The following is a 21,077-nucleotide window of genomic DNA, read 5'->3' as shown; positions in this document are numbered from 1 at the left end:
ACAAACTATGACACCCCCGGGGTTTCCGGGTCAATAAGATTCAGCGTGTTTGCCAGTTCCCGGGCATTCTGCACCGCCTGACCTTTGTGATGATTGTTGAAACTGATGATCAACAGTCCGTCTTCTCCGGGCAGGGCTGCGGCGATCCGTTGTATTTCACCGGCTATTTCCTGTATCTCTTCCGGTGAGTACAGATAATCGTATCTGCTTACATTATTTCCCTGCCACCAGTTGGAGGAATTCCGTCCGTGAAGCCGTACCGCCGCCCCGGGGCAGCTTTTGCTTTCATTGCTGCCGCTGGTGCTGCTGCGGGTGTTCAGCCATTTTTCGCAGGTCAGGTGGCCAGGCAGTTTCTCCAGCGCCGGTGTGTCGGAAAACACCGGGAAGGCCTTATACTCTTCCAATCCTCTGAACACCGAAACACGGTTCCATTCAGCGCCCCGGAACTCCAGCAGGAGTCGGGGGACTTTCATGATGAAACTGGCACGTTCACGGAACAGGCCGATGGCATCCGCAAGAAACTGACGGTTTGCTTTGGTATAGTGGAAGCTGTAGGGAAACTGTGCCAGTACGCCCAGGAGTTTACCGGAGTTTGCCAGAGGGGCGATTCCATGAAGATATTTTTCCAGGTTTCCGGTGAATTCCCCGGAAATCCCCCATCCTCTGGAATTCGGCGCTGATCCCCTCTGATCAGTGTCTCCTCCTGTGCCCGGGCCCGGGGAGCCCGGATGGGTGAACGACTGATGGGCCTTGATGGTAAAACGGAAGCCGCTGCCGCTTCGGCGAACCAGCGAACTGCACATATCAGGGGAGGGAATATGGTAATAGCTGCTGTTGACCTCGGTAAACGAAAAGTGCTGCTGGTACTCTTCCAGATACCTGCTTTGAGGGGTTCCTTCCGGGTACACCGGGCCCACCCAGTCCTTGTAGGAATAGCCTGAGGTGCCGATATGGAGCTGCGGATATGCTTTCATGGGAATATTATATGCGGAATTGTGAAGGAATTCAGTAATTCCGCCTGGGGCAAAAGGATAGAGGGGAGGCTATCACTTGCCAAAACCGGATGGAATCTATAAGATGGGCCCTCAATAGTCAGGATTGATCATAATCCTGTCACTTTAACATCCTTCTAATCATCAACTGAGATACTGACCACGCATCATCCTGACCGAACGGCTCAAAATGTGTGAAGTCTATTGTGATGATATTCAAGGGATCAGAGAGGTAAATGTACAAATGAGTGATGCTATTAAAAAAATGCGCAATATCGGTATTAGCGCCCATATTGACTCAGGAAAGACCACACTTACCGAACGAATTCTTTTCTATTGTGACCGGATTCATGCAATCCACGAAGTCCGGGGAAAGGACGGTGTCGGTGCGACCATGGACTCCATGGAGCTTGAAAAAGAACGTGGTATTACCATTGCATCAGCGGCGACCCATGTAACATGGAAAGATACGCCCATCAATATTATTGATACCCCGGGACACGTTGACTTTACCATTGAGGTGGAGCGTTCACTCCGGGTTCTTGACGGTGCCATTCTGGTGCTCTCCGGTGTAGAAGGCGTTCAGTCCCAGTCAATTACCGTTGACCGTCAGATGAAGCGCTACAATGTTCCCCGGATTGCTTTCATCAACAAGCTGGACCGGACCGGTTCCAATCCCTACAAGGTGAAGGATCAGCTGATTGATAAGCTTGACCATAATGCAGTTCTCATGCAGATCCCCATTGGTCTTGAAGACAAGCATGTTGGTGTGGTTGATCTGATCGAAATGAAAGCCATCTATTTCGACGGTGATGCCGGTGAAAAACTGCGCATCGAAGATATCCCTGAAGATCTGCAGGCGGAAGCCGAGCAGCGCCGGGAAGAACTGATTGATGCTGCTTCACTGTTTGATGATGAACTGGCAGAAGCCTTTCTTGAAGGCGAGGTAAGCAGCGATATGCTTCACCGGGCGGTTCGTGCAGGTACACTGAGCATGGAAATGACTCCGGTGTTCATGGGATCCGCGTACAAAAACAAAGGTGTACAGCCCCTTCTCAATGCGGTTACCGCTTATCTGCCCAGCCCTCTTGATATTGAGAACAAAGCTCTTGACTTGAATAATAACGAAGAAGAAGTATCCCTCGTATCTGATCCTGAAGAAAAAACCGTTGCCCTGGCGTTTAAGCTTGAAGACGGTCAGTACGGTCAGCTGACCTACATCCGTGTCTATCAGGGATCTGTTAAGAAAGGTACAGACCTTTACAATATCCGGACCAAAAAGAAGTTCAAGGTAGGTCGTCTGATCAAGATGCATTCCAATCATATGGAAGATATTGAAGAAGCATGGGCGGGTGAAATTGCAGCCCTTTTCGGTGTGGACTGTGCTTCCGGCGATACCTTCTGTGACAACAGCATCAACTATTCAATGACATCCATGTATGTTCCCGAACCGGTTATCTCTCTCTCTGTAGAGCCGGTTGATAAGAGTGCCGCGGATAAAATGGCCAAGGCTATGAACCGTTTCACCAAAGAAGACCCCACGTTCCGTTCCTATGTGGATCCTGAATCCAATCAGACCATTATTCAGGGCATGGGAGAGCTTCACCTTGACGTATACGTTGAACGGATGAAACGTGAATATAAAGCCGAAGTGAAAACCGGTATGCCCCAGGTTTCATATCGGGAAGCGATCTCCACATCAGCTGATTTCAACTATACCCATAAGAAGCAGACCGGTGGTTCCGGACAGTTCGGCCGGGTTGCCGGGTTTATCGAGCCTCTGGAAGAGGGCGACTTCGAGTTTGTAAACAAGATCAAGGGTGGTGTGATTCCCCAGGAATACATTCCGTCCTGTGAAAAAGGTTTCAAGAAGGGTCTTGAAAAGGGTACTCAGGTAGGATTCCCCATCGTGGGTGTACGGGTAACCATCAATGACGGATCAACTCACCCCGTTGACTCTTCAGACAATGCGTTCCAGGCAGCTGCTCTGGGAGCATTCCGGGAAACCTACAACAAATGTAAGCCGATCATTCTGGAACCAATCATGAAAGTCGTTGTAGAAGGTCCCACCGAGTTTCAGGGAAATATCTTCGGAACCATCAACCAGCGACGTGGTGTTATCGTAGCCTCCAATGAAGATGGAGCATTCACCAGTGTTGAAGCTGAAGTGCCGCTGAGCGAAATGTTCGGGTATTCCACCACTCTCCGGTCTTCTACCCAGGGTAAGGCGGAGTTCTCAATGGAATTTCTCAAGTACGGACGTGTTCCCAACAGCGTAGCTGACGAGCTGAAGAAAGAGTACGAAGAAAAGAGAAAAGCTGAACAGAACTAAGCTGAATTGTGGTACACTTTATTGTAGAGAGTGTACCCCCGGATCCGGGCTCATTCTGCCCGGGTCCCCAGCCGAAGAGGGAGATTGAAGCCAATGGTGAAAACAGAACTAATTAAACGAAGTCCGTTGCGGATCCTGGAAAAATCGATCCACGGCGGAGTGGGTGAAGGAAATATCGGAATTATCGCCTCCGATCGGGGTGTGGGTAAAACGGCATGTCTGGTGCATATTGCAACCGATAAGCTGTTTCAGGAAAAGCATGTTATCCATCTCTCGTTTTCCAGTAAAACAGACCATATAATCGACTGGTATGAGCTGATTTTCAAGGAAATCGCAGAAAAACGAAGCCTGGAAGGGGTTCAGGAAATTCACGACGGTCTGATAAAAAATCGTGTGATTATGAACTTCAGCCAGGAAGGTGCCGATGTGAGTCAGGTTCTCAAGAGCCTGAGCGCAATGATCTCCGACGGAAATTTCACCGCTGAAGTTGTGGTTGTTGACGGCTACGATTTTTCCAAAGGGAAACCGGAAACTTTAAAAGCGCTGCGCAAGTTTGCAGCTGATCACAAAATTGCGATCTGGATGACCGCCGATGTTGATGGAGACGTGGATGAACGGGGAGTTCCCTCGGTACTGTCATCATATATAGAAGAAGTAAATGTGCTTATTGATCTCCAGAACAAGGATGATCATATCGAGTTGACTCTGGTGAAAGACCACGAGCGTTTTGTGGACGAGGATCTGCATCTCAAGCTTGAAGCCAAAACTCTTCTGATTGCCGAAGAATAAACCGGACTGAAAGTCCAGGCATACAGATATTATTCAAAAACCGCCCTGTATCCTTACAGCGGCGGTTTTCACAGTGGTTTATTGGGTTCTTTTCGGTACGCTTCAGAATATGGGTGAAATGGAAATCAGCCTTCCTCGTTCACCTCGATATCATCTTCATCCACACCTGCATCAAAATCATCTTCTACAGTCTTGGGTGCTTCCTCTTCAACCTCCGGGGTTTCCGGTTCTGTTTCCAGACGTTCAAAGATCATTTCCTCAATGTGTGTTCGGTCTTTTTTCAGGGAGATGCTGAGCTCGTCTACCAGCAATTTGATTGCCGAGTCGTAGAGTTTCCGCTCCAGGATGGGGAGTTCCTTGATTTTGGATCGATGGTACAGGGTCTGTACCACCTGCGCAATGTCGGTAACGCTTCCTTTCAGAAGCAGCTGACGGTTCATTTCGTAGCGCATTTTCCAGTCAGCAGGGGCGACTTCATACTCCCCTTCGATGAGCTTCAGCGCTTTTTCCGCCTCGGATTTAGGAACAATGGCTCTGATTCCGCGCTCTTCTGCCTTGTTGACGGGAATCATGATGGTCATATCGCTGACTTCAATATAAATGGTGTAATACGGTGTGGGTTCACCTTTGAACATGCGTTCTTTAATTTCGGTGATTTGACCTACTCCGTGTGTCGGGTATACTACCTGCTGATCTACCTTAAAGGTGGTGGACATGCTTCTGAAACTCCTGAGAAACGGTTTTAGATATATAGTTCTACAATATACAAAAAAACAGCGTCTTGGTCAAAGGAGGCCGGGGAAAGGGGCTCCAGGGGAACAGCGCCCCGGAAAACAGCCCTCCGGGGCACGGGAGCGGGATGCCCCGTCAACGGGGCTTATTGATTCCCTGCGATGTTGGAGGGCGGGGTAAGTTTGATTTCGTACAGATACTTAAACGGATGGATATCCAGAGGATTGGGATACCATCCGCCCACCGCATCAAGGTTTACCAGATGGATGGCAGGACTGTGATTCACCGGAAGGAGAATTGAGCTGTCCAGCAAATGCTGTTCGGCTTCGGCAAGTTTTTCATATCTGGAGAGACCGGTGAGGGAATTGCTTTCTGTAAGAAGACGATCGTATGTATCATCGCTGTAGCCGGCGTCATTGATGCTGCTGTCACTGTCCCACATCTGCAGAAAACTCATGGGATCAGCATAATCGCCTATCCAGGATAATGACCCCACGGTGAAACCGCTGTCTTTCAGTTCCCGCTGATAGCGTGCAAAATCGATAAATTCAACCCGTACCTGTACATCAAGCTGTTCCTCCCAGGCGGTTTTCATCAGTTCTGAAACCCTTCGGCTCTCGCTGCCGGGAGTGAGAACGATGTTGAGATCGGGCAGGCCGTCTCCCGAGGGATATCCTGCTTCCTCAAGCAAGGTTTGGGCTCTCTGGGCATCCGTTTGTTCTATACCTTCCACATCCGGATATCCGGGAATTTGGGGTACAAGAGTGGTGGCTGGAACAAAATGCACCTCATCGCTGCGAATCTGTTCCAGGGGAAGCAGCTTCAGCAGGGCTTCCCTGATGCGCGGATCATCGAAGGGCGGTTTTCGTGAATTAATGAAATAATAGCTGGTTGAGAACTGGGGGGTTATCTGCAGGGAATTGGCAAGATTGAGCTCGCTGAGATCAAACCCGCTGTAGATCCAGTGGATTTCGCCGGAGTTGAATCTTCTGGTGGTTGCCGTATGATTTTCGTTGAACTCAATAATAATTTCATCGTAATGGGAGTTTCTTCTATCCCAATACAGCTCATTTCGTTTCATGCGGATATGTGATTCATCCTGTTCAACAATATAGTACGGACCGTTCCCCGGGGGAGAATCAAAACCTGACCAGTCCCGGACCTCCAATGCGTCGGGGTGTACGGGGACCAGGCTCTGGTGGGCCAATATGGAGAGAAAATGCTGTGCAGGACTGTGCAGCTCCACTTCCAGCGTCCGACTGTCCACAACCCGGATCGCGGGTTTTTCACCTTCTTCCAGTCTACCTCTGCGGTATTCCCGGGCGTTGACCACTGGATCCAACAGAAAGGCAAAGGGAGCATCGGTTTCCGGGTCCAGCAGTTTCAGCCATGTGTCACGAAAATCCTCGGCCCGAACCGTATCACCATTCCAGTATCTGGCCCCTTGTCTGAGATGGAAGCGGTACAGTGTACCTTCTTCCAGAATTTCCCATCGCCGGGCGACGCCGGGAATGGGCTCAAGGGAAAAGGGGTCGTATGATACCAGCCCCTCGAATAATGCGCTGTACACCTGCGCTTCCAGGGAAGAGTAGGTGTACAATGGGTTGAATTCAATATTTGAAGGGAGAAGACTCATGATAAAGCTTGAGGTCTGGTCTTCATCCTCTGTGGATTCGTCTCCAAATGCTTGCACTCCTGAACTAAGAAGGAATGCGGTAAACAACAGAAGAAACATAAGGGGGCTGGCCAGCAGGCCCTTTGAATGCTGAAATATGCGCTGTAATGTTTTCGTATGCAATGATAACTCCGCGTTATTGTCTTGGTTTTTTAATCTTCCAGGTACTGCCTGATGAGTGTAATATACTCACGTCCATGGAGAGGCTTAATAAAAATCTCGGAAAAACCTGCTTCCCGAAGTTGTTTTACATCGCTGTCATCACTGGTTATGGCAATCAGGGGGATATCAGGACGAACCTGCTTGATTTTCCGCGCCAGTTCATCACCGTTCATTTTCGGCATGTACCGGTCCAGAATAATGAGTTTGTAATCTCCGTTCTGAAACATCTCCCAGGCTTCTTCCCCGTTGCACGCAAGGTCACAATTCAAATTGGCCCGCTGCAGCTGAATTTCTATGAGCTTCCGGTTTGTGAATTCATCTTCCGCATATAGTATCGATGCCATACAGGATCCTCAGGGAGTGTTGCGTTCTAGATAATCCATGACCCGCTGCAATTCTTTTTCTACCAGATCAAGCAGTTTCTCTGCATCGTCAGTATGATGGATTTTTAAGGCAATTTCCAGCCTTCGGGCAAGCTGGGAAAGACGCAGTGCGCTGATATTCATTGCACTTCCTTTTAAGCTGTGGATGATACGGTGGGCTTCCTGAACATCCCCCTTTTGAAAGGCCTTTTTCCACTCAATGATCCGCTGGGGTGTTTTATCCTTGAACAACTGAATCATCGTTCGGTACATATCACCGTCCTGGATTTTTTTCTTCAGCTCATCCAGGTCCACCGGCACACCGTCCTCCCGGGCCGAATATTCGATTTCCGTACATAATACGCTGCAGCGAAGATGCAGGGTGTATTGTGATACATCATACCGGGGAGACAGCTTTTCCTCCCGGTTTTCCATAAGCTGTCGCAATACGCTGTCCAGATCCCCCGACGCATATAATGTCCGGCGGCTGCATTGAACCTGGTAGCGGACTCTGGGAAGCTGATGATCGCCCGGTTTTTCCTGTCCGGCGGTGCTGTTTTCCCGTCCAGCGGTGCTGTCTTCCTGTTCGGCGCTGCTGGAAATCTGCACGGTGAAACTCCGGTAGCCAAGATCTGCAATATCACCCAGCAAATCCCGGATCAGCTCTGCCGTATCGGAAAATACCGGGGTGTATTGAAACTTCCCTTGTGAAAACGCCCATTGAACACTGAAATTTCCTTCTGAGTGAGCATCCGCCGGGAGTTTGGCGAGAGTTGATGCAAGTTCTTCCAGAGGGGCATCAGCCGGTATCATAGTGTAACTATAGTCCATAATGCTCTCCATTACATACTTGCTAAAGAAGCTTTTTCAGATGCCGAAAATCCTAAGAGAGAGACTCCGGAGATAGATGAGGTGACGGGTCTCGGGGGGAGCATATGAAATTTGTCTGGCGGATGGCTGTTACCTGTTTATTAATCCCGGTGATTTCACTGGGAGCACAGGACACAAGTGATGAGCCATCCACTGTTCAATTAGATACCATAGATTTTGAGACTATAGATTTCTCCGAAGCACGATTGAGCATAGCCGGGCCATCTGCATTTCTGATTCGCTCGGTACGCATTGAGGGAGAGCCCTATTCGGTACTCTTCAAAGAACAGAATGGGAACTGGGTAGTGACCGAGCTGATAGCCCAGCAGGGGGAGCCGGTACTGCCGGATAACGTGGTGCTGGATTTTGCCCGGGTTACGGTGGAGGATTCAGCCCTGGTTATCGACGGAATACTGATAAACGGAAAACCATACAGTACACGCCTGGAATTGAGGGATGATGCACTGCGCCTCAGCGGCGGACTGCAGGCCGGAAAGCTGGTGGGCTCCTCCCTTTCCCGGATTACCCTGGATGCCGGTCTCAGCGACCCTGAAACACTGGATAGACAGCAGGAACAGCTTGCGGAACTGACAGAACGAAACACCCGGCTTCTCGCCCAGGTGGGGAGCATGAACGGCAGCCTGGAACAGCTGAGAACGAAAAATGCGGAAATTCAGGAACAGCTGGAACAGCTGAAAAAAGAAAAGTCGGATCTACTGGGTGAAGTGGATAATTTGCAGGCCCGGCTTACAGCTTCTGAAGCAGCAGCTGAGGAGAGTGCCCGGGAGACTGCGGAATCTGCGGCTGATGAATCGGATCCGGAAGATAACGCTGCCGCTGAATCCGGCGGAACAGACTCAAACGTGGAGGAAATCAACCAGGAACTGATCCAGCGCATTGGTACCCTTCTCCAGAAAATTGATTCCCTTGAAGATCATATTTCCGGCCTGGAAACAGAAATTTCCGCTCTCCGGGAATCGGTTCCGGAAGAGAGTGCCGGGGAAGACCGTTCTGAACGGCTGGCAGGTCAGGATGTGCGGGAGTACACACAGCGCATTGAAACCCTGGAAGATGAAATTCGGGATCTGAAGGTGGAAAATTCCCGGCTTGCGGGTGAGCGGAATGAGCTGGAGCAGGATATCCGCCGTGAGCTCCTTGAAAAGGGCGTGATCGAAGTGATGCGTCCCCGGCTGACCAGGGATGTTCAGGAAGGTTTTTCCATCGCCTCAACCCAGATCGGCAGTTGGGAGCAAAGCGGGTCGGCCATTCGGCAGACAGACCCCGGGGAGTTCTTCGCGAAATTGGAACTTCCCCTTGCCCAGGACAGCAGACCCACCCTATACAGCTTCGATGCACGTTCCCGGCAAGCCGGATGGGTGGGATTCGGCGTGCACATATTCGCCTCGGGAGTTGAGAAACGGGGCTATGGATACGGTGAGAGCCTTCTGCTCTGGTTCACCCGGGATCGGGACACATACGGAAACGATCAGACCTACATGGAGCTGTACCGCTCAAGTGACGATATTAATATGGCCCGGGTTCTGTCAGCTGCCATTCCCGAATCCCTGGGCGAATGGCTGAACATTGAACTGCTGTATCAGCCCGATGACGAATACATTACCGTGGCGGTGAACGGTGAGGAAAAGCTCCGGTATAAAACCTGGTTCGGTATTGAATCGGGAGTTGATATGGCACTGAGAACACTGAATGCCGGAGAATTCCGTAACCTTCAGGTGCTCAGTACAGAAGACTGATTTTCGGCCAGCGACAAGCTGCTTTTCCGCCAACGACAATATGAAACCCGGGTGATGAGCTGAATCGGCAGCTCATCCCGGGTTTTTGCCTTTGTAGCGCAGCATGAAAAATGTGACGTCGTCGTGGAGTGCCGTCTGCTTTCTGAAGGCGTGAAACTCTTCCAGGAGTCGTACACGGACAGTTTTCAGGTTTTCCTGCTGATGAGATGTGAGAAAATCCTTCAGACGCTTCAGCCCGAATGCCTCTCCCCTGGCATTTTCCTGCTCAATAATACCGTCGGTAATCAGAATGAGTAAGTCGCCGGGTTTCAGGCTGTAATGAAAGACTTCGGGGGATATGGTCTCCATGACTCCCACAGGATAGTTTTTATCGTGGCTTTTGATCTTCAGCAGCTTTCCTTCTCGCAGGATAAAGGCAAGTCCATGCCCCATGTCTGCTATATTGATGCTTCCGTTTTCAAGATTCAGGTCGAAGAACACGCCTGTAACATATTTTTCCAGCTCAAATGTGGTAATAAAAAAGTCATTGAGGGTGCGCACCAGAGATGCGATTCCCCGTCGGTTATCGAAGGCTTTAATGGTTCCCCATAGGGCAGAAGTAATGAGTGCTGCTGAAACTCCCTTTCCCGAGACATCGCACAGGGAAAAAAGCCATCTGTTGGGCGCAAAGTTCTTGGAAGTATAAAAATCTCCTCCCACGCCCTTGGCCATGGTGGAGGAGGCCGCCATCTCAAAATCCGCCTCTTTCAGATAGGAAAATTCTTTCACAACACGGTTCTGGATTGCCCGGGCCAGAGAAATATCCTGCTGAGTCATATCTGAGAGATAAATAAGTAGATCCTGGGAGGAAAATACGCCGGCGAACTCTCCTGAGCCGGTTTTCAGCGGGAAGTAGTGCACTTCACCCCGATGGTCGAACTGACTCAGCCGTTCCGATACGGAAAAAATATTCGTGTCGTAGTAAATTGCCTCTTCATTTGCCGTAACACGATCCACCTGTTCCCGGCGCATTACATCACGTCCGAAAGGACGGCTGAGAAGGTCGAAAAGATCTCTGCGGTTGATAAGACCGGTGACTTTTCCTTTCTCATCTGTCACACCCACTGCCTGAACATCCTGCTCAACACTCAGGTCATCCGCAAGATCCAGAAGGTTCGCATCCGCCTCAACATACCAGCGGCTGGAGACCAGCTTGATGATCGACTCGCCGGGATCTTTAAATTCCCTGGCCAGCTTCATCACTTTCTTGTTTTCTGTATCGAAGACTTCCTGTTCTTCCTGCAGTTCGTTATTGAAATCGCTCAGCAGGCTGTCAAGTTCCGCGTTATGTTCGGTGCTCATGGGGGGTTCCTTCTCTTCTGCCCTGGGGATATGTATGAATGAACGGACAGTGGTTCATATTATAAACAGTGATTCATCATATAAAATAACAGCCGGAGGGTTATTCATCCAGATTTAAATGTTTTCGGGGAAAAATTTTCTGGGCAGCCACTTTGTTGCGCTTTTCGGTAAACACATAGCCGCCGTTCCAGTATTCCACGGCTGCGAACAGGGCATTTCCCCCGTCTGTTTCATCGCTGGTTTTTCCCCGGTACGACACGTACCTGGCCAGTTCAGAGAAATCGTCTTTCTGTACGCATTCCATTCGCTTGCGGTTAAAATCGTTCCACTCTTCGATGTTCTGGAATCCCGGTCCTTCATCCTCGACGATAATCCGGGCTTCCTCCCGGGAAAATCTGTACCATACTTTCACCGTCTTGGACGGATCGCTTTTGTTTCCGTGTTTTACCGCATTTTTAATTACTTCGCTGATTTGCTGTTCCAGAAGATTCAGTTCCTTAATTTCCATGGGTGCTTTCTGCACAATCAGAAGGGTGAAATAGCGGATCTGCCGGAAATCGCTGGGGAATTCCTTGTAAAACATATCATCTGTGTTGAACAGAGGACTGTTTCCGTTTATCTGGATTTGCTTAACTGTGTCGTCCATTGATCCTCCTAAATCAGCTGTTTACCCGTCCAATGGCAGCTTCGATGGTTTCTTCTATGGGAAAATAGCCGGTGAGACGGGTAAGCTCCATCACTTTTCTGGCGGTGCTGTGTACGTTGGCAAGGCAGAATTTGATATCTTTTTGTTGAACTGTTGAATATATGCTGATGAGTGTACCAACTCCGCTGGAGTCCAGATAATGCACTCCGTCAAGATTTACGATAATGCGGGAAACATTCTTATCGACCATCTTCATAAACAGATCCATTAGTTTGGATGTATTGTACATATCAAGCTCGCCGATGACATCTATTACATAGATGTCCTGAAGTTTCCGTAATTTCAATTCCATTAAAATCCTCCAGAGATTATCGTATCTTTACCGCCATAATGCTTCTATCGTCATCCTGGCCCGCCTTGCCTTGAAATCCGTTGAGTTCATCCACCAGGCTGTCGCACAGGCCCTGGGCGTCCAGATGGTGATTTGCCACCAGACTCCTGCTCAGGTTTTTATACCCGAATTGTACTCCCTGAGTATTGCGGGTTTCAATAACTCCGTCGCTGTAAAGAAGCAGTATATCACCGGATTCCACATGAATCTTCCGTGTCCGGTATTGGGTTCTGGGATCGATTCCGATGGGCGGATCGCTGCTTTCCAGACGCTCAATACTTCCTGCTTCAAGCCGGTAAAGAAATATGGGCTGGTGTGCGGCTCCTGCATATTCTATTACGGATTTTTCCGGATCATAGCTGAGGTAAATCATGTTGGCGAAGCGGTCCAGTCTGATGCGCCGGGTCACAGCCCGGTTAATCCAGCTGAGAATGCTTCCGGCATTCCTCCCGGAACCACCGATTAAATGAAATGTCGCCCGGATCATGGTCATGACCATGGAGGATGCCATCCCCCGGCCGGCAATATCACAGAGAATCATGGAAGGTTTCATGCCGTCCCCCGAAATCATATCCAGATAGTCGCTGTGGACTCCGGGAGCCGGTTCCAGATTTCCAACAATTTGAATATTTTTATCTCCACGGAACTTCCGGGGAATCAGCATGTGCTGTATTTCACCGGATATCTCCGATTCACTATGAATCCGCCGCCGCTCATGCCCTTCCAGAAACATCTGTATGTTCTGTATGGTGATACTGGAAAACTGAATGAACGAATCCAGATGCTGAAGATCCAGGGCGGTGAATCCAACGGGGTGTTCCGGCCGGGCTATCACCATGAGTCCGTACACCTTTTTTGACAATACCAGGGGGGCAAAAAATCGCTCGCCATTGGAGCTGCTGCCATCCCGCCGGGAGACGCCGGTTTGAAGCACTTCTGAAATCAGTCCCCGGGGAATACGGTAATGCTCCTCGGTTCCCCCTTCACCCTCCTGGATCCGTACCGGCCTGAGGTCCTGAAGCTCAAGTTTCAGGGGATTTTCCCCTTCCACGGCTTCGATTTTCATCAGTTTTTCCTCTGCGTCCTCAACCAGCAGAAGTACGCCGGTTCCTGCCCGTGCGCTTCGAACGGCTGCAGTGAGAATTTGAGTATTGATATCCCTGGCCTGACGATCGCTGATCATCATATTTCCCAGATTACGGATGATGGAAAAAATCATTTCCAGATTTTCGTTCAGCTGGTACTGGGTGAACCTGTTCTCTTCCTCAAGGGATCTGTCGGTAATAAACAGCAGTGCGAAGGGCAGAATGGGAAGTAAGACCGGGAGTATCTCCCGTACAAACTGGTGCTCCCAGCCGAGCAGCAGCGGGAGAACCCAAAGTATCGGCGGGCCCGCCAATATCAGGCTGCGGCTTTTGGAAATTACCGTGCCGCCTTTTTCCCCGCCGAATATATTGATGACAATGCTGACTACCGTAACAGACCAAAGCAGAAGGAGAATACCGCTCCCTGCGGGTGCCAGAGCGCCGGATGAAAAATCAATAAGACTGAGGGCCAGCATGCCGATTCCGGATCCGGCCACAAGCAGCCAGAGGATGGCAGGATGAGCAATTCTGATATGTCCGCGGACCCAGAACAGCAGCCCTGCCATGAATCCCAGCCCGATGAACGGGAGAATTCTTTCCGGAGAGGAGCTGATTCCGCGGATGATAATGCCGGCGATCAGAATCATGGCCACAACGGGGAGAGCCATGCTGCCTCCACCGGTTTTCCGGCGAATTCTCAGAGAATAGATCAGAAGGATTATTGCCAGTGCCAGTTCAGCGAAAAATCCTGGATTTTGTAGAAGTTCTTTCATATATTACCACACAAGCTACCGGATACGTCGAAACAAGAAGCTGATATCTGCAAAACATAAACTGCGGATGTTAAAAAACCATGAGTTCAGGCGGGCGAGTTATGGAATTTTTATCCGGACTGTGCTAATTTCGTCCGCTGACACGGCATCGGCAGCCATTGAGCGTCGTGGCAATTGATTGGTATGAGGCTGTAACTTTCTGTGCAGCAGATGGTTATGCCCTCAAATACATGTAAAAATAAAAACAGGAGGACGGTATTAATCGGATAATTTTCCTGATACTGGGCGCCCTCACATTAAGCGGAAGCGGACTCTATTTTAATCCACGGAGAGCGGAAACTGCTTCTACCGTTCTGGAACACCGCATGAACCGGAAAAGCAGAAAGGTCGCCTTTTATATTCCCGAAAAATCGGAACTGTACGGCAGCGCAGGACAGCCTGACCTGCCGTCTCTGGATGTGTTTTTCTATTCGGATGCACCGGCAATCCATTTTTACCGAAACCCACAGACACGGGGTGCGGTGAAGGATTTCTTTGTAAGTCTTGCAGGCTCTGAACAGGTTGCATTGTCGGCCATGTATTATTCGGATAAGCATAATCTTCCGTTTACACTGGTTTTTTCACTCATGCACACCGAAAGCCGCTTTCTTCCGGATGCGGTGAATCAGAACGCAACTTCCATAGACCGGGGGGTGTTCCAGCTGAATAACCTGGCATTTCCTCATCTGAATGAACATGATTTTTTCGACCCGGATCTGAATGCAAGCTACGGAGTGTCACATTTGGAATGGTGTCTTTCCGTGTCCTCCAGTCTTGATGAGGCGTTGGCAATTTATAATGCCGGTTACGGAAAGGTGAAGCGGGGGGATATTCCTGCAAGTACCATCCGCTACATTGCGAAAATTCACGAATACCGCCGCACACTGGAAGAGGAGTTTTACCGCTATCTCGTTGCTGAAATTCCCCACCGGGTGCTGAACCTGGCGGCGGTCCCCGCAGCCTCCCACACTCCCTGATCACCGGTGAAGATCCACAACCGGATATAAAAACTTCCGGTCCCCTTCCCGCACCGTTGGAAGCCGGTTGGGGGACCTGCTGTTTCTCTGGCGGCGGCCGGGCAGGGTATGCTATGCTTCATCCATGGTTATAATTCTCCATCAGCACATTCATGAGGACGATAAGTCCAGACTTCGAAACTATCTCCAGGACCACGGATACCGGGTAAAAGAAATAATCGGCGAGGAAGAGACAATCTTCGGAGCGGTGGGACCTGCGGTTCTGGATATTCGTGATGTGGAGGTTCAGCCCGGAGTGCAGCGGGTCATTCCCATCTCCAAGCCCTACAAGCTGGCATCCCGGGAGCTTAAACAGCAGGATACCGTTGTGAGCATCGGTTCTGTGCGCATCGGCGGCGGGCGTATCGCCCTCATTGCCGGCCCCTGTTCGGTGGAGAGCCGGGAACAGATCATGGAGACCGCCCGGACCGTTCGGGATGCCGGCGCAGTGATGCTCAGGGGAGGTGCCTATAAGCCGCGCACTTCGCCCTACAGCTTCCAGGGGCTGGGGTCGGAAGGACTGAAGTATCTCAGGGAGGCGGGGGATGCCTACGGGCTTCCGGTTGTCTCGGAGATCGTTTCCCCCCAGCATGTGGATGATATGCTGGCTTTTGTTGATATGTTCCAGATCGGGGCCAGAAACATGCAGAACTTCGAGCTCTTGAAGGCCGTTGGCCAAACCGGCATGCCCGTGCTGTTGAAACGTGGGCTGTCCGCCCGGATCGAAGAATGGCTCATGGCAGCCGAATACCTGATGGCCCACGGCACAGATAATGTGGTGCTCTGCGAACGGGGCATACGCACATTCGAGACATATACGCGCAACAGTCTGGATCTCTCTTCTATTCCCGTGGTGAAGAAGCTCAGCCACCTGCCGGTAATTGTAGACCCGAGCCATGCCACCGGCATACGGGAAAATGTGATGCCCATGGCAATGGCCGGGGTGAGCGCAGGAGCCGACGGCCTGATGGTGGAAGTGCACCCGGACCCGGACCATGCCAAATCCGACGGCGCTCAAAGCCTCTACCCCCAGCAGTTTGAGAAACTTGCCCGGGACATCGAAGCACTCTGTCCGGTGCTTCACCGTGAACTGGAACGCATTCCTCTTCGGAGCTATGAAATTCTCACCGGTACTTCCCCGGGAAGCGGCTCGGTGAACCGCGGTGCCCTGAACCGGGGCGGGGCGGCCCAGGACGGATCGGCCCAGCTCGGGGCGAACCAGCCCGGAGCCGGAGCCGGCGGGCAGGAAGACGATACCCGGGCCTCCTCTGCCGATAAACCAGGACCGGCAGGTGAAAACCTGTCTGCCGTTCCAATCGCATTTCAGGGAGAGGCGGGGGCGTACAGCGAAATGGCACTGTACCGCTACTTCTCCCCTGATATTCCCTCCATCCGCAGTATTCCCTGCCCCGATTTCAAGACCGCCTTCACCAGGGTGCTGGCTGGAGAGGCCGCCTATGCGATTCTACCCATAGAAAACTCCCTCACCGGTTCCATTCATGAGAATTATGATTTGCTGCTTCAGTTCCCCGACATCGTGATCAGCGGAGAAATCAAGATCCGCATACAACACAGCCTCATGGGGCTGCCGGGAGCCCGTCCCGAAGATCTTGAAGCCGTATATTCCCATCCCCAGGGGCTTGCCCAGTGCAGCCGCTATCTGGACGGTCTGAAGGACTGTGAGCGGCGGCCCTTCTACGACACCGCCGGGGCGGTTGCCTATGTGGCCCGGGAGGAGAACCCCCGTTACGGGGCCATAGCCAATGCGGCGGCTGCGGGAGTGTACGGGCTGGAAGTGCTCAAGGAGGGGATCGAAACCAATCCCAATAACTACACCCGATTCGTGGTCATACAGCGGGAGGATCAGGCCGGCTCCGCCCCTGCCCAGAAGGCCTCACTGGTGTTCAGTACGCCCGACCGTCCGGGAGCCCTTCTCAGCTGCATGGAACGGCTCAGCAGCCGGAAGCTCAACCTGAGCAAGCTCGAATCCCGCCCCATTCACGGAAAACCCTGGGAATATATGTTCTATCTGGATGTGGATATTGACGGCAGGGAAGAAGACTTCCGGAAGGCCCTGGAGGACATTTCAGAGTACTCGGATGATATCCGGGTGCTTGGTGTGTACGGGCGGGGGTAAAAAAAGGGCCGCCTGAGAACAGGTCCCAGACAGCCCGGTTTCGCCAGGAGAAGTATTTTACCGATCAGAAACTGAATGTAAAATAATTGTCTTCGTCATCTTCTGACTCATAGATGCCAACCAAACCAAAGAACGGATTGTTGGTCCCGCTGAGATCTACGGCGGAAGCGGTGGATGTATTATCTCCGAACCCGTCATCCCTCAGAGGAACCGAAATCATGGTGTAGTTGGCGACATCAAACACGTAATCCGGTACCAATCTGAAAGCTAAGGCAAGATTGCGATAATTATTTCTGAAGCGCAGGCCGTGATCCTGACCGGGAGTAAGGGTGATCGCCATTGAATCAGATTCCAGAGGGCTGTACTGCCACTCACTTGAGCTGTTCGTTAGCGTCCACACTGAATCGTAGAAATAGATCGTGTGGTAGTTGGTTCCTGAAACGCTTTCAGGATTTTTCACCAATACATTTGCATTCAGACTGGTTGCCCCATCATCAACCACCACGTATACCGGGGTCTCGTCGGGATCGTCAGGAAGATTGTTGTCCTCATCTGTTTCAGCTACTTCGGCGTTTCTGTCCACGAAGGCAAAAACGGTGTAAAATCCCGCACCTTCACCGGCGGGAAAGCTGCCATCGAAGGGGACATCCAGAATTTCACCCGCTGCGATATCTTCGGTTATTTCTATGGTTCCCAGGTTGGTGTCCGCCACATTGAGGAATCCGTCATCACTTGCAAAGAACTCGATATCGAAGTCAGTGGTAACTGTTTCTTCACCGCTGTTGATGATCTTCAGATCGAGGGGGATGGTTCCTCCGGTTCCCTCGTCGATGAATGATGAAAGACTGCTGGTAATTCTAAGAATTTCCAGATCCACCAGGGAATCGATGAAGGTTATAGATGCGGATGAGCTGTTATTTCCGGTGTTATACTCATCCAGATCGCCGGTAATAACCACGCCGATCTCCTGTCCGCCTTCCGTAATGCTTGCGGGATAGTTCTCCACAGAAAAATCCGAAGCGAAGTAAATTACTTCGTCATTTCCCCCTGTGAGATCGTAAGGTACGGCTGCCGTGGAGCTGATGGTGTCGATTTCCGTATCGGTTCCCACATCATAATCTGCGTTGGAGTTGACGTCATGAAACAGCAGCAGTCCGTAACTTCCTGCAGCTGCCAGGCTGGTTCCGCTGTTGGTTATGGTAACCGCGAATTCCACGGGTCCCCCAACCTTCGCCGTATCGGGCAAATCGATGCTGCTGACGGATAACTCGGGTTTTCGATTTCCCGAGCTTACGGAAAATGTGTCCGTTCCGCCCTCAGCAATTTCTGGGATGCTGTCATCGGGATCAATGGTACCCGTAAGCGTTCCGTTCCAGATGGTCAGATCCGCCTCGTCCACTGATGCATCTGCAGCCATCTGGGTGAGAGTGGGCATGCTGATTTCAGCAGTTGCTGTCACATAATCAGTGGGGAACAGATCGTTTTCCAATGTGATGGTGTTGCTGCCGAACTCGGTAGGAGTACCATCTATATCGATTTCGAAATCGGTGAGAATATCTGTGCCGGAGCTGATTGCCTTGCCTCCGGTGTTGCTTACCCGGTAGGAAAGATTAAAGGTGGATCCTGCATTCCGGAAAATACTTTGGGGATCGACAAATTGGATTTCAAGATCCGCTTCATTTGTAGCCAGAAAATTAATGCCCACACTTCCGATGTTCAGCAGTTCATCTCCGATTTCCACCGCAGGATCGCCCTCAGCCGCAGAAAAACTTGCAAACAGAGTATAACCTCCTGCAACCACAGCGGCAGGAACATCCAGGGAAACATTTTGAACTGTCCCGTCTGTAATGCTTGCGCTTCCCGCATCGATGTTATCGCCGTCGGTGCTTAAATCAGCATCTCCGGAGAGGGTGAAACTCACATCGAATGGGCCGGTAACTTCATTTCCCGACAGGTCGCTGATTTGTACCGGTATATGCATTTCGCCGCCCACGGCTGATACAAGCCCGCCGTTTTCCTCGGGACGGAATCGTCCCAGGGAAATCACCAGGTCGCTGTTCAGGCTTGAAGTGAGCAAGCCCGGACAACCGCTGAGCAGCATTGCCGCGGCGATGAGCCCGGCAATACTGAGTATTTTACGTAACATAGTTATCTCCTTAGTACTTCATGATACCCATTACGGTGAATGCATCGAATTCAACCTGGGTGCCTGTTGCCTTGAGATCCACCATAAAGTTCTCGGAAATATTCAGCTGCACACCGAAGCTGCCGCCGCTGGTGAATCCGAAATCGAAGCTGGTTGATGAATCGGGGGTGCTTTGGCTGCTGCTGCCGTCCTTCGTCCGCTGGGCATAAGAGTTTGCATCTTCCAGATTGTCACTGAACGCTTCATAGATATAACCCGCATCTCCGGTTATCAGGGTGTTCAATGCATCGATAATAAACTCTACTCCCATGCTGTATCCGGCCTGGAAGGTGAGTAACTCATTGGCTTCCCAGCTGGCACTCAGCGGGATATCCAGAGCTATGGTGGTTTCATAGTTTTTTCGCTGATACTCGTATCCGCTTTCGGTGTAGGTGGTATCAGTATCTGTGCCGGCATCTTCATAGTCCCCGTCACTGTTTGCATCCACCTGGGTCTGAACAGCTTCTGTTCTGCTTCGTACATCGTTTGAGATGCCGAATGCACCGGTGAGTGTGGGGCTGAGAATAACCCGGACGCCATCGGCGGGATTGTACTCTTTCTCCAGTCCTGCTCCGGCCATGAAATCCAGGTAGAGAGCTGAGTCCAGTGATGTGGTGATAATGGTAGAGGTTCTTCCTGTCTCCGGATTATCCGCTGCAGCATCATCGTAGGTTACTGTAGTGCTGGTCGCTACAGATTCTGCTCCCAGAGGGATTTCCATGCCGAAGGTGAAGGGGATGATCAGAGAAAGCTCGCCCAGGGGAAGCTCGGTTTCCGAACCGATGCCTGCGTAGAGGGCAGTGAGTGCAGTGGGGTCATTGAAATTCATGCCGATTGAAGCATTTTCGTTGTCTCCGTTGGTTGTGTAGTATGCCCCTTCTCTGCTTTCGATGGTCTCGCTGTCCCTGATTGTTTCATCTATTCCTGCAACTGCATCAAAATCTGTAACTGTTTCAGTATAGCTGCTGTTCAACCGGAGATTGTCCAATGCGATGCCAAGGGCAATTCTGCTTCGCAGGGACCCTGTATTCAGTCCCAGTTCTGTGTCCAATGCGATCCTGTTTGTGCCGTTGGAGTTGAGAAGGCTGTTCAGTGTTTCGGTGCGGTCACCCTTTGTATCCAGGCTCGCTTCGCTCACATCGGCGGTGTCTGTATATGTGTTTGTATACTCCAGTTGATGGGTGGAGTAGGAGTCAAGGGCGAAATGGAGCTGAAACGCAAGACCAAGCCCGCCGTCCAGTGCCAGCAGACTGTGGAATAGCAGGTTGTGGCGGTTTCTGTTGTTCTTCAGGAACTGGTTTACACTCTCGGTGATGGTGGCATATTGGCCTGTCACCTGATCATATGTTCCGTAATCCAGTTCAGTGTTTCCTTCCTCTTTTGCGGTATCCGCATCGCTGAGGGTTTCATAATCGAACATGAAGCCAAGTCCGTCGTTTACCGCCCAGCCGGCACGTAGGGCTTCGATACCCTGGGGGGCGCCGAATTGGGTTCCGCTGTTATCCAGAGCAAAAAACAGGGTTCTGCCCTGGAACATTTCAGAATATGCCGGATTGATTAAATAATCGTAGGCATTCATCTCGTGGCCCTGGGTAGAAATGTATGTGTTTGATCCGTCGGTGAATACGGCCTCCTGGGCCGAAATACCCGAGACTATTGCCAGGATGGCAATTACTGCTACTGCTGTTTTCTTCATGTGAATTCCTCCATGAAGGGTAGTATAGAACCAGCGACAGATAATATCAATTTTACCGAGTTATATGATTCGCATTTTCCGGATTATTGGATGAAATTGG

The 21,077-nt window shown here is 50.9% G+C and carries 16 protein-coding genes; 5 read left to right on the top strand and 11 right to left on the bottom strand.

Going from position 1 to position 21,077, the window contains the following annotated elements; genetic code table 11:
* Positions 1-5: 5 nt before the first annotated feature.
* The gene (locus L21SP2_RS15380; protein ID WP_024269505.1) at positions 6-974 is read right to left on the bottom strand and encodes a DUF72 domain-containing protein; all 969 of its coding nucleotides are present in this window, start codon (positions 972-974) and stop codon (positions 6-8) included.
* Positions 975-1,236: 262 nt separating this feature from the next.
* Here L21SP2_RS15380 and fusA point away from each other — a divergent pair, with 262 nt between their 5' ends.
* Both fusA and L21SP2_RS15370 read left to right on the top strand, forming a co-directional pair.
* On the top strand, positions 1,237-3,324 hold the full coding sequence (fusA, locus tag L21SP2_RS15375; protein WP_041401723.1) for an elongation factor G: 2,088 nt from the start codon (positions 1,237-1,239) through the stop codon (positions 3,322-3,324).
* Positions 3,325-3,417: 93 nt separating this feature from the next.
* Positions 3,418-4,113 (top strand): hypothetical protein, encoded by a 696-nt coding sequence (locus tag L21SP2_RS15370; RefSeq protein ID WP_024269503.1) that lies wholly within the window; start codon positions 3,418-3,420, stop codon positions 4,111-4,113.
* Positions 4,114-4,238: 125 nt separating this feature from the next.
* Here the strand turns inward: L21SP2_RS15370 and L21SP2_RS15365 are convergent, their stop codons facing one another.
* The 4 genes from L21SP2_RS15365 to L21SP2_RS15350 all read right to left on the bottom strand — a co-directional run bounded on the left by L21SP2_RS15365 (position 4,239) and on the right by L21SP2_RS15350 (position 7,875).
* The gene (locus tag L21SP2_RS15365; protein ID WP_024269502.1) at positions 4,239-4,829 is read right to left on the bottom strand and encodes a CarD family transcriptional regulator; all 591 of its coding nucleotides are present in this window, start codon (positions 4,827-4,829) and stop codon (positions 4,239-4,241) included.
* A gap of 161 nt (positions 4,830-4,990) precedes the next feature.
* The gene (locus L21SP2_RS15360; protein WP_024269501.1) at positions 4,991-6,643 is read right to left on the bottom strand and encodes a peptide ABC transporter substrate-binding protein; all 1,653 of its coding nucleotides are present in this window, start codon (positions 6,641-6,643) and stop codon (positions 4,991-4,993) included.
* A gap of 29 nt (positions 6,644-6,672) precedes the next feature.
* Positions 6,673-7,026: a response regulator gene (locus L21SP2_RS15355; protein WP_024269500.1), complete on the bottom strand. Its 354-nt coding sequence runs from the start codon at positions 7,024-7,026 to the stop codon at positions 6,673-6,675.
* A 9-nt stretch (positions 7,027-7,035) separates the two neighbouring features.
* Positions 7,036-7,875, bottom strand: a complete 840-nt coding sequence (locus L21SP2_RS15350) for an Hpt domain-containing protein (protein ID WP_169730499.1) — start codon at positions 7,873-7,875, stop codon at positions 7,036-7,038.
* A 104-nt stretch (positions 7,876-7,979) separates the two neighbouring features.
* Between L21SP2_RS15350 and L21SP2_RS15345 the strand changes: the two genes are divergently transcribed.
* Positions 7,980-9,668 (top strand): coiled-coil domain-containing protein, encoded by a 1,689-nt coding sequence (locus L21SP2_RS15345; protein WP_024269498.1) that lies wholly within the window; start codon positions 7,980-7,982, stop codon positions 9,666-9,668.
* A gap of 72 nt (positions 9,669-9,740) precedes the next feature.
* On the opposite strand, the gene L21SP2_RS15340 is transcribed toward L21SP2_RS15345, so the two are convergent.
* From L21SP2_RS15340 to L21SP2_RS15325, 4 genes are all read right to left on the bottom strand, one after another.
* Positions 9,741-11,009 carry a SpoIIE family protein phosphatase gene (locus L21SP2_RS15340; RefSeq protein WP_024269497.1) on the bottom strand — a complete coding sequence of 423 codons (1,269 nt, stop codon included), beginning with the start codon at positions 11,007-11,009 and terminating at the stop codon, positions 9,741-9,743.
* Between the two features lie 100 nt (positions 11,010-11,109).
* On the bottom strand, positions 11,110-11,655 hold the full coding sequence (locus L21SP2_RS15335; protein ID WP_024269496.1) for an ATP-binding protein: 546 nt from the start codon (positions 11,653-11,655) through the stop codon (positions 11,110-11,112).
* Positions 11,656-11,668: 13 nt separating this feature from the next.
* Positions 11,669-12,007, bottom strand: coding sequence for an STAS domain-containing protein (locus L21SP2_RS15330; protein WP_024269495.1), 339 nt, complete (start codon positions 12,005-12,007; stop codon positions 11,669-11,671).
* 16 nt (positions 12,008-12,023) lie between these two features.
* Positions 12,024-13,904 carry a PP2C family protein-serine/threonine phosphatase gene (locus tag L21SP2_RS15325; protein ID WP_024269494.1) on the bottom strand — a complete coding sequence of 627 codons (1,881 nt, stop codon included), beginning with the start codon at positions 13,902-13,904 and terminating at the stop codon, positions 12,024-12,026.
* 365 nt (positions 13,905-14,269) lie between these two features.
* Here L21SP2_RS15325 and L21SP2_RS15320 point away from each other — a divergent pair, with 365 nt between their 5' ends.
* Both L21SP2_RS15320 and aroF read left to right on the top strand, forming a co-directional pair.
* Positions 14,270-14,920, top strand: coding sequence for a lytic transglycosylase domain-containing protein (locus L21SP2_RS15320; protein WP_024269493.1), 651 nt, complete (start codon positions 14,270-14,272; stop codon positions 14,918-14,920).
* Positions 14,921-15,044: 124 nt separating this feature from the next.
* Entirely contained in the window at positions 15,045-17,096 is a 2,052-nt protein-coding gene (gene aroF, locus L21SP2_RS15315) for a 3-deoxy-7-phosphoheptulonate synthase (RefSeq protein ID WP_041403299.1), read from the top strand.
* Positions 17,097-17,160: 64 nt separating this feature from the next.
* Here aroF and L21SP2_RS15310 read toward each other — a convergent pair whose 3' ends face one another.
* Positions 17,161-19,242, bottom strand: a complete 2,082-nt coding sequence (locus L21SP2_RS15310) for a CARDB domain-containing protein (RefSeq protein WP_024269491.1) — start codon at positions 19,240-19,242, stop codon at positions 17,161-17,163.
* A 10-nt stretch (positions 19,243-19,252) separates the two neighbouring features.
* Positions 19,253-20,977 (bottom strand): hypothetical protein, encoded by a 1,725-nt coding sequence (locus L21SP2_RS15305; protein ID WP_024269490.1) that lies wholly within the window; start codon positions 20,975-20,977, stop codon positions 19,253-19,255.
* Between the last annotated feature and the right edge of the window lie 100 nt (positions 20,978-21,077).

The organism is Salinispira pacifica (genome assembly GCF_000507245.1).
Taxonomy (GTDB): domain Bacteria; phylum Spirochaetota; class Spirochaetia; order DSM-27196; family Salinispiraceae; genus Salinispira; species Salinispira pacifica.
Note: the sequence above shows the minus strand (reverse complement) of the source record. Positions and strands in the feature narration are given on the sequence as shown.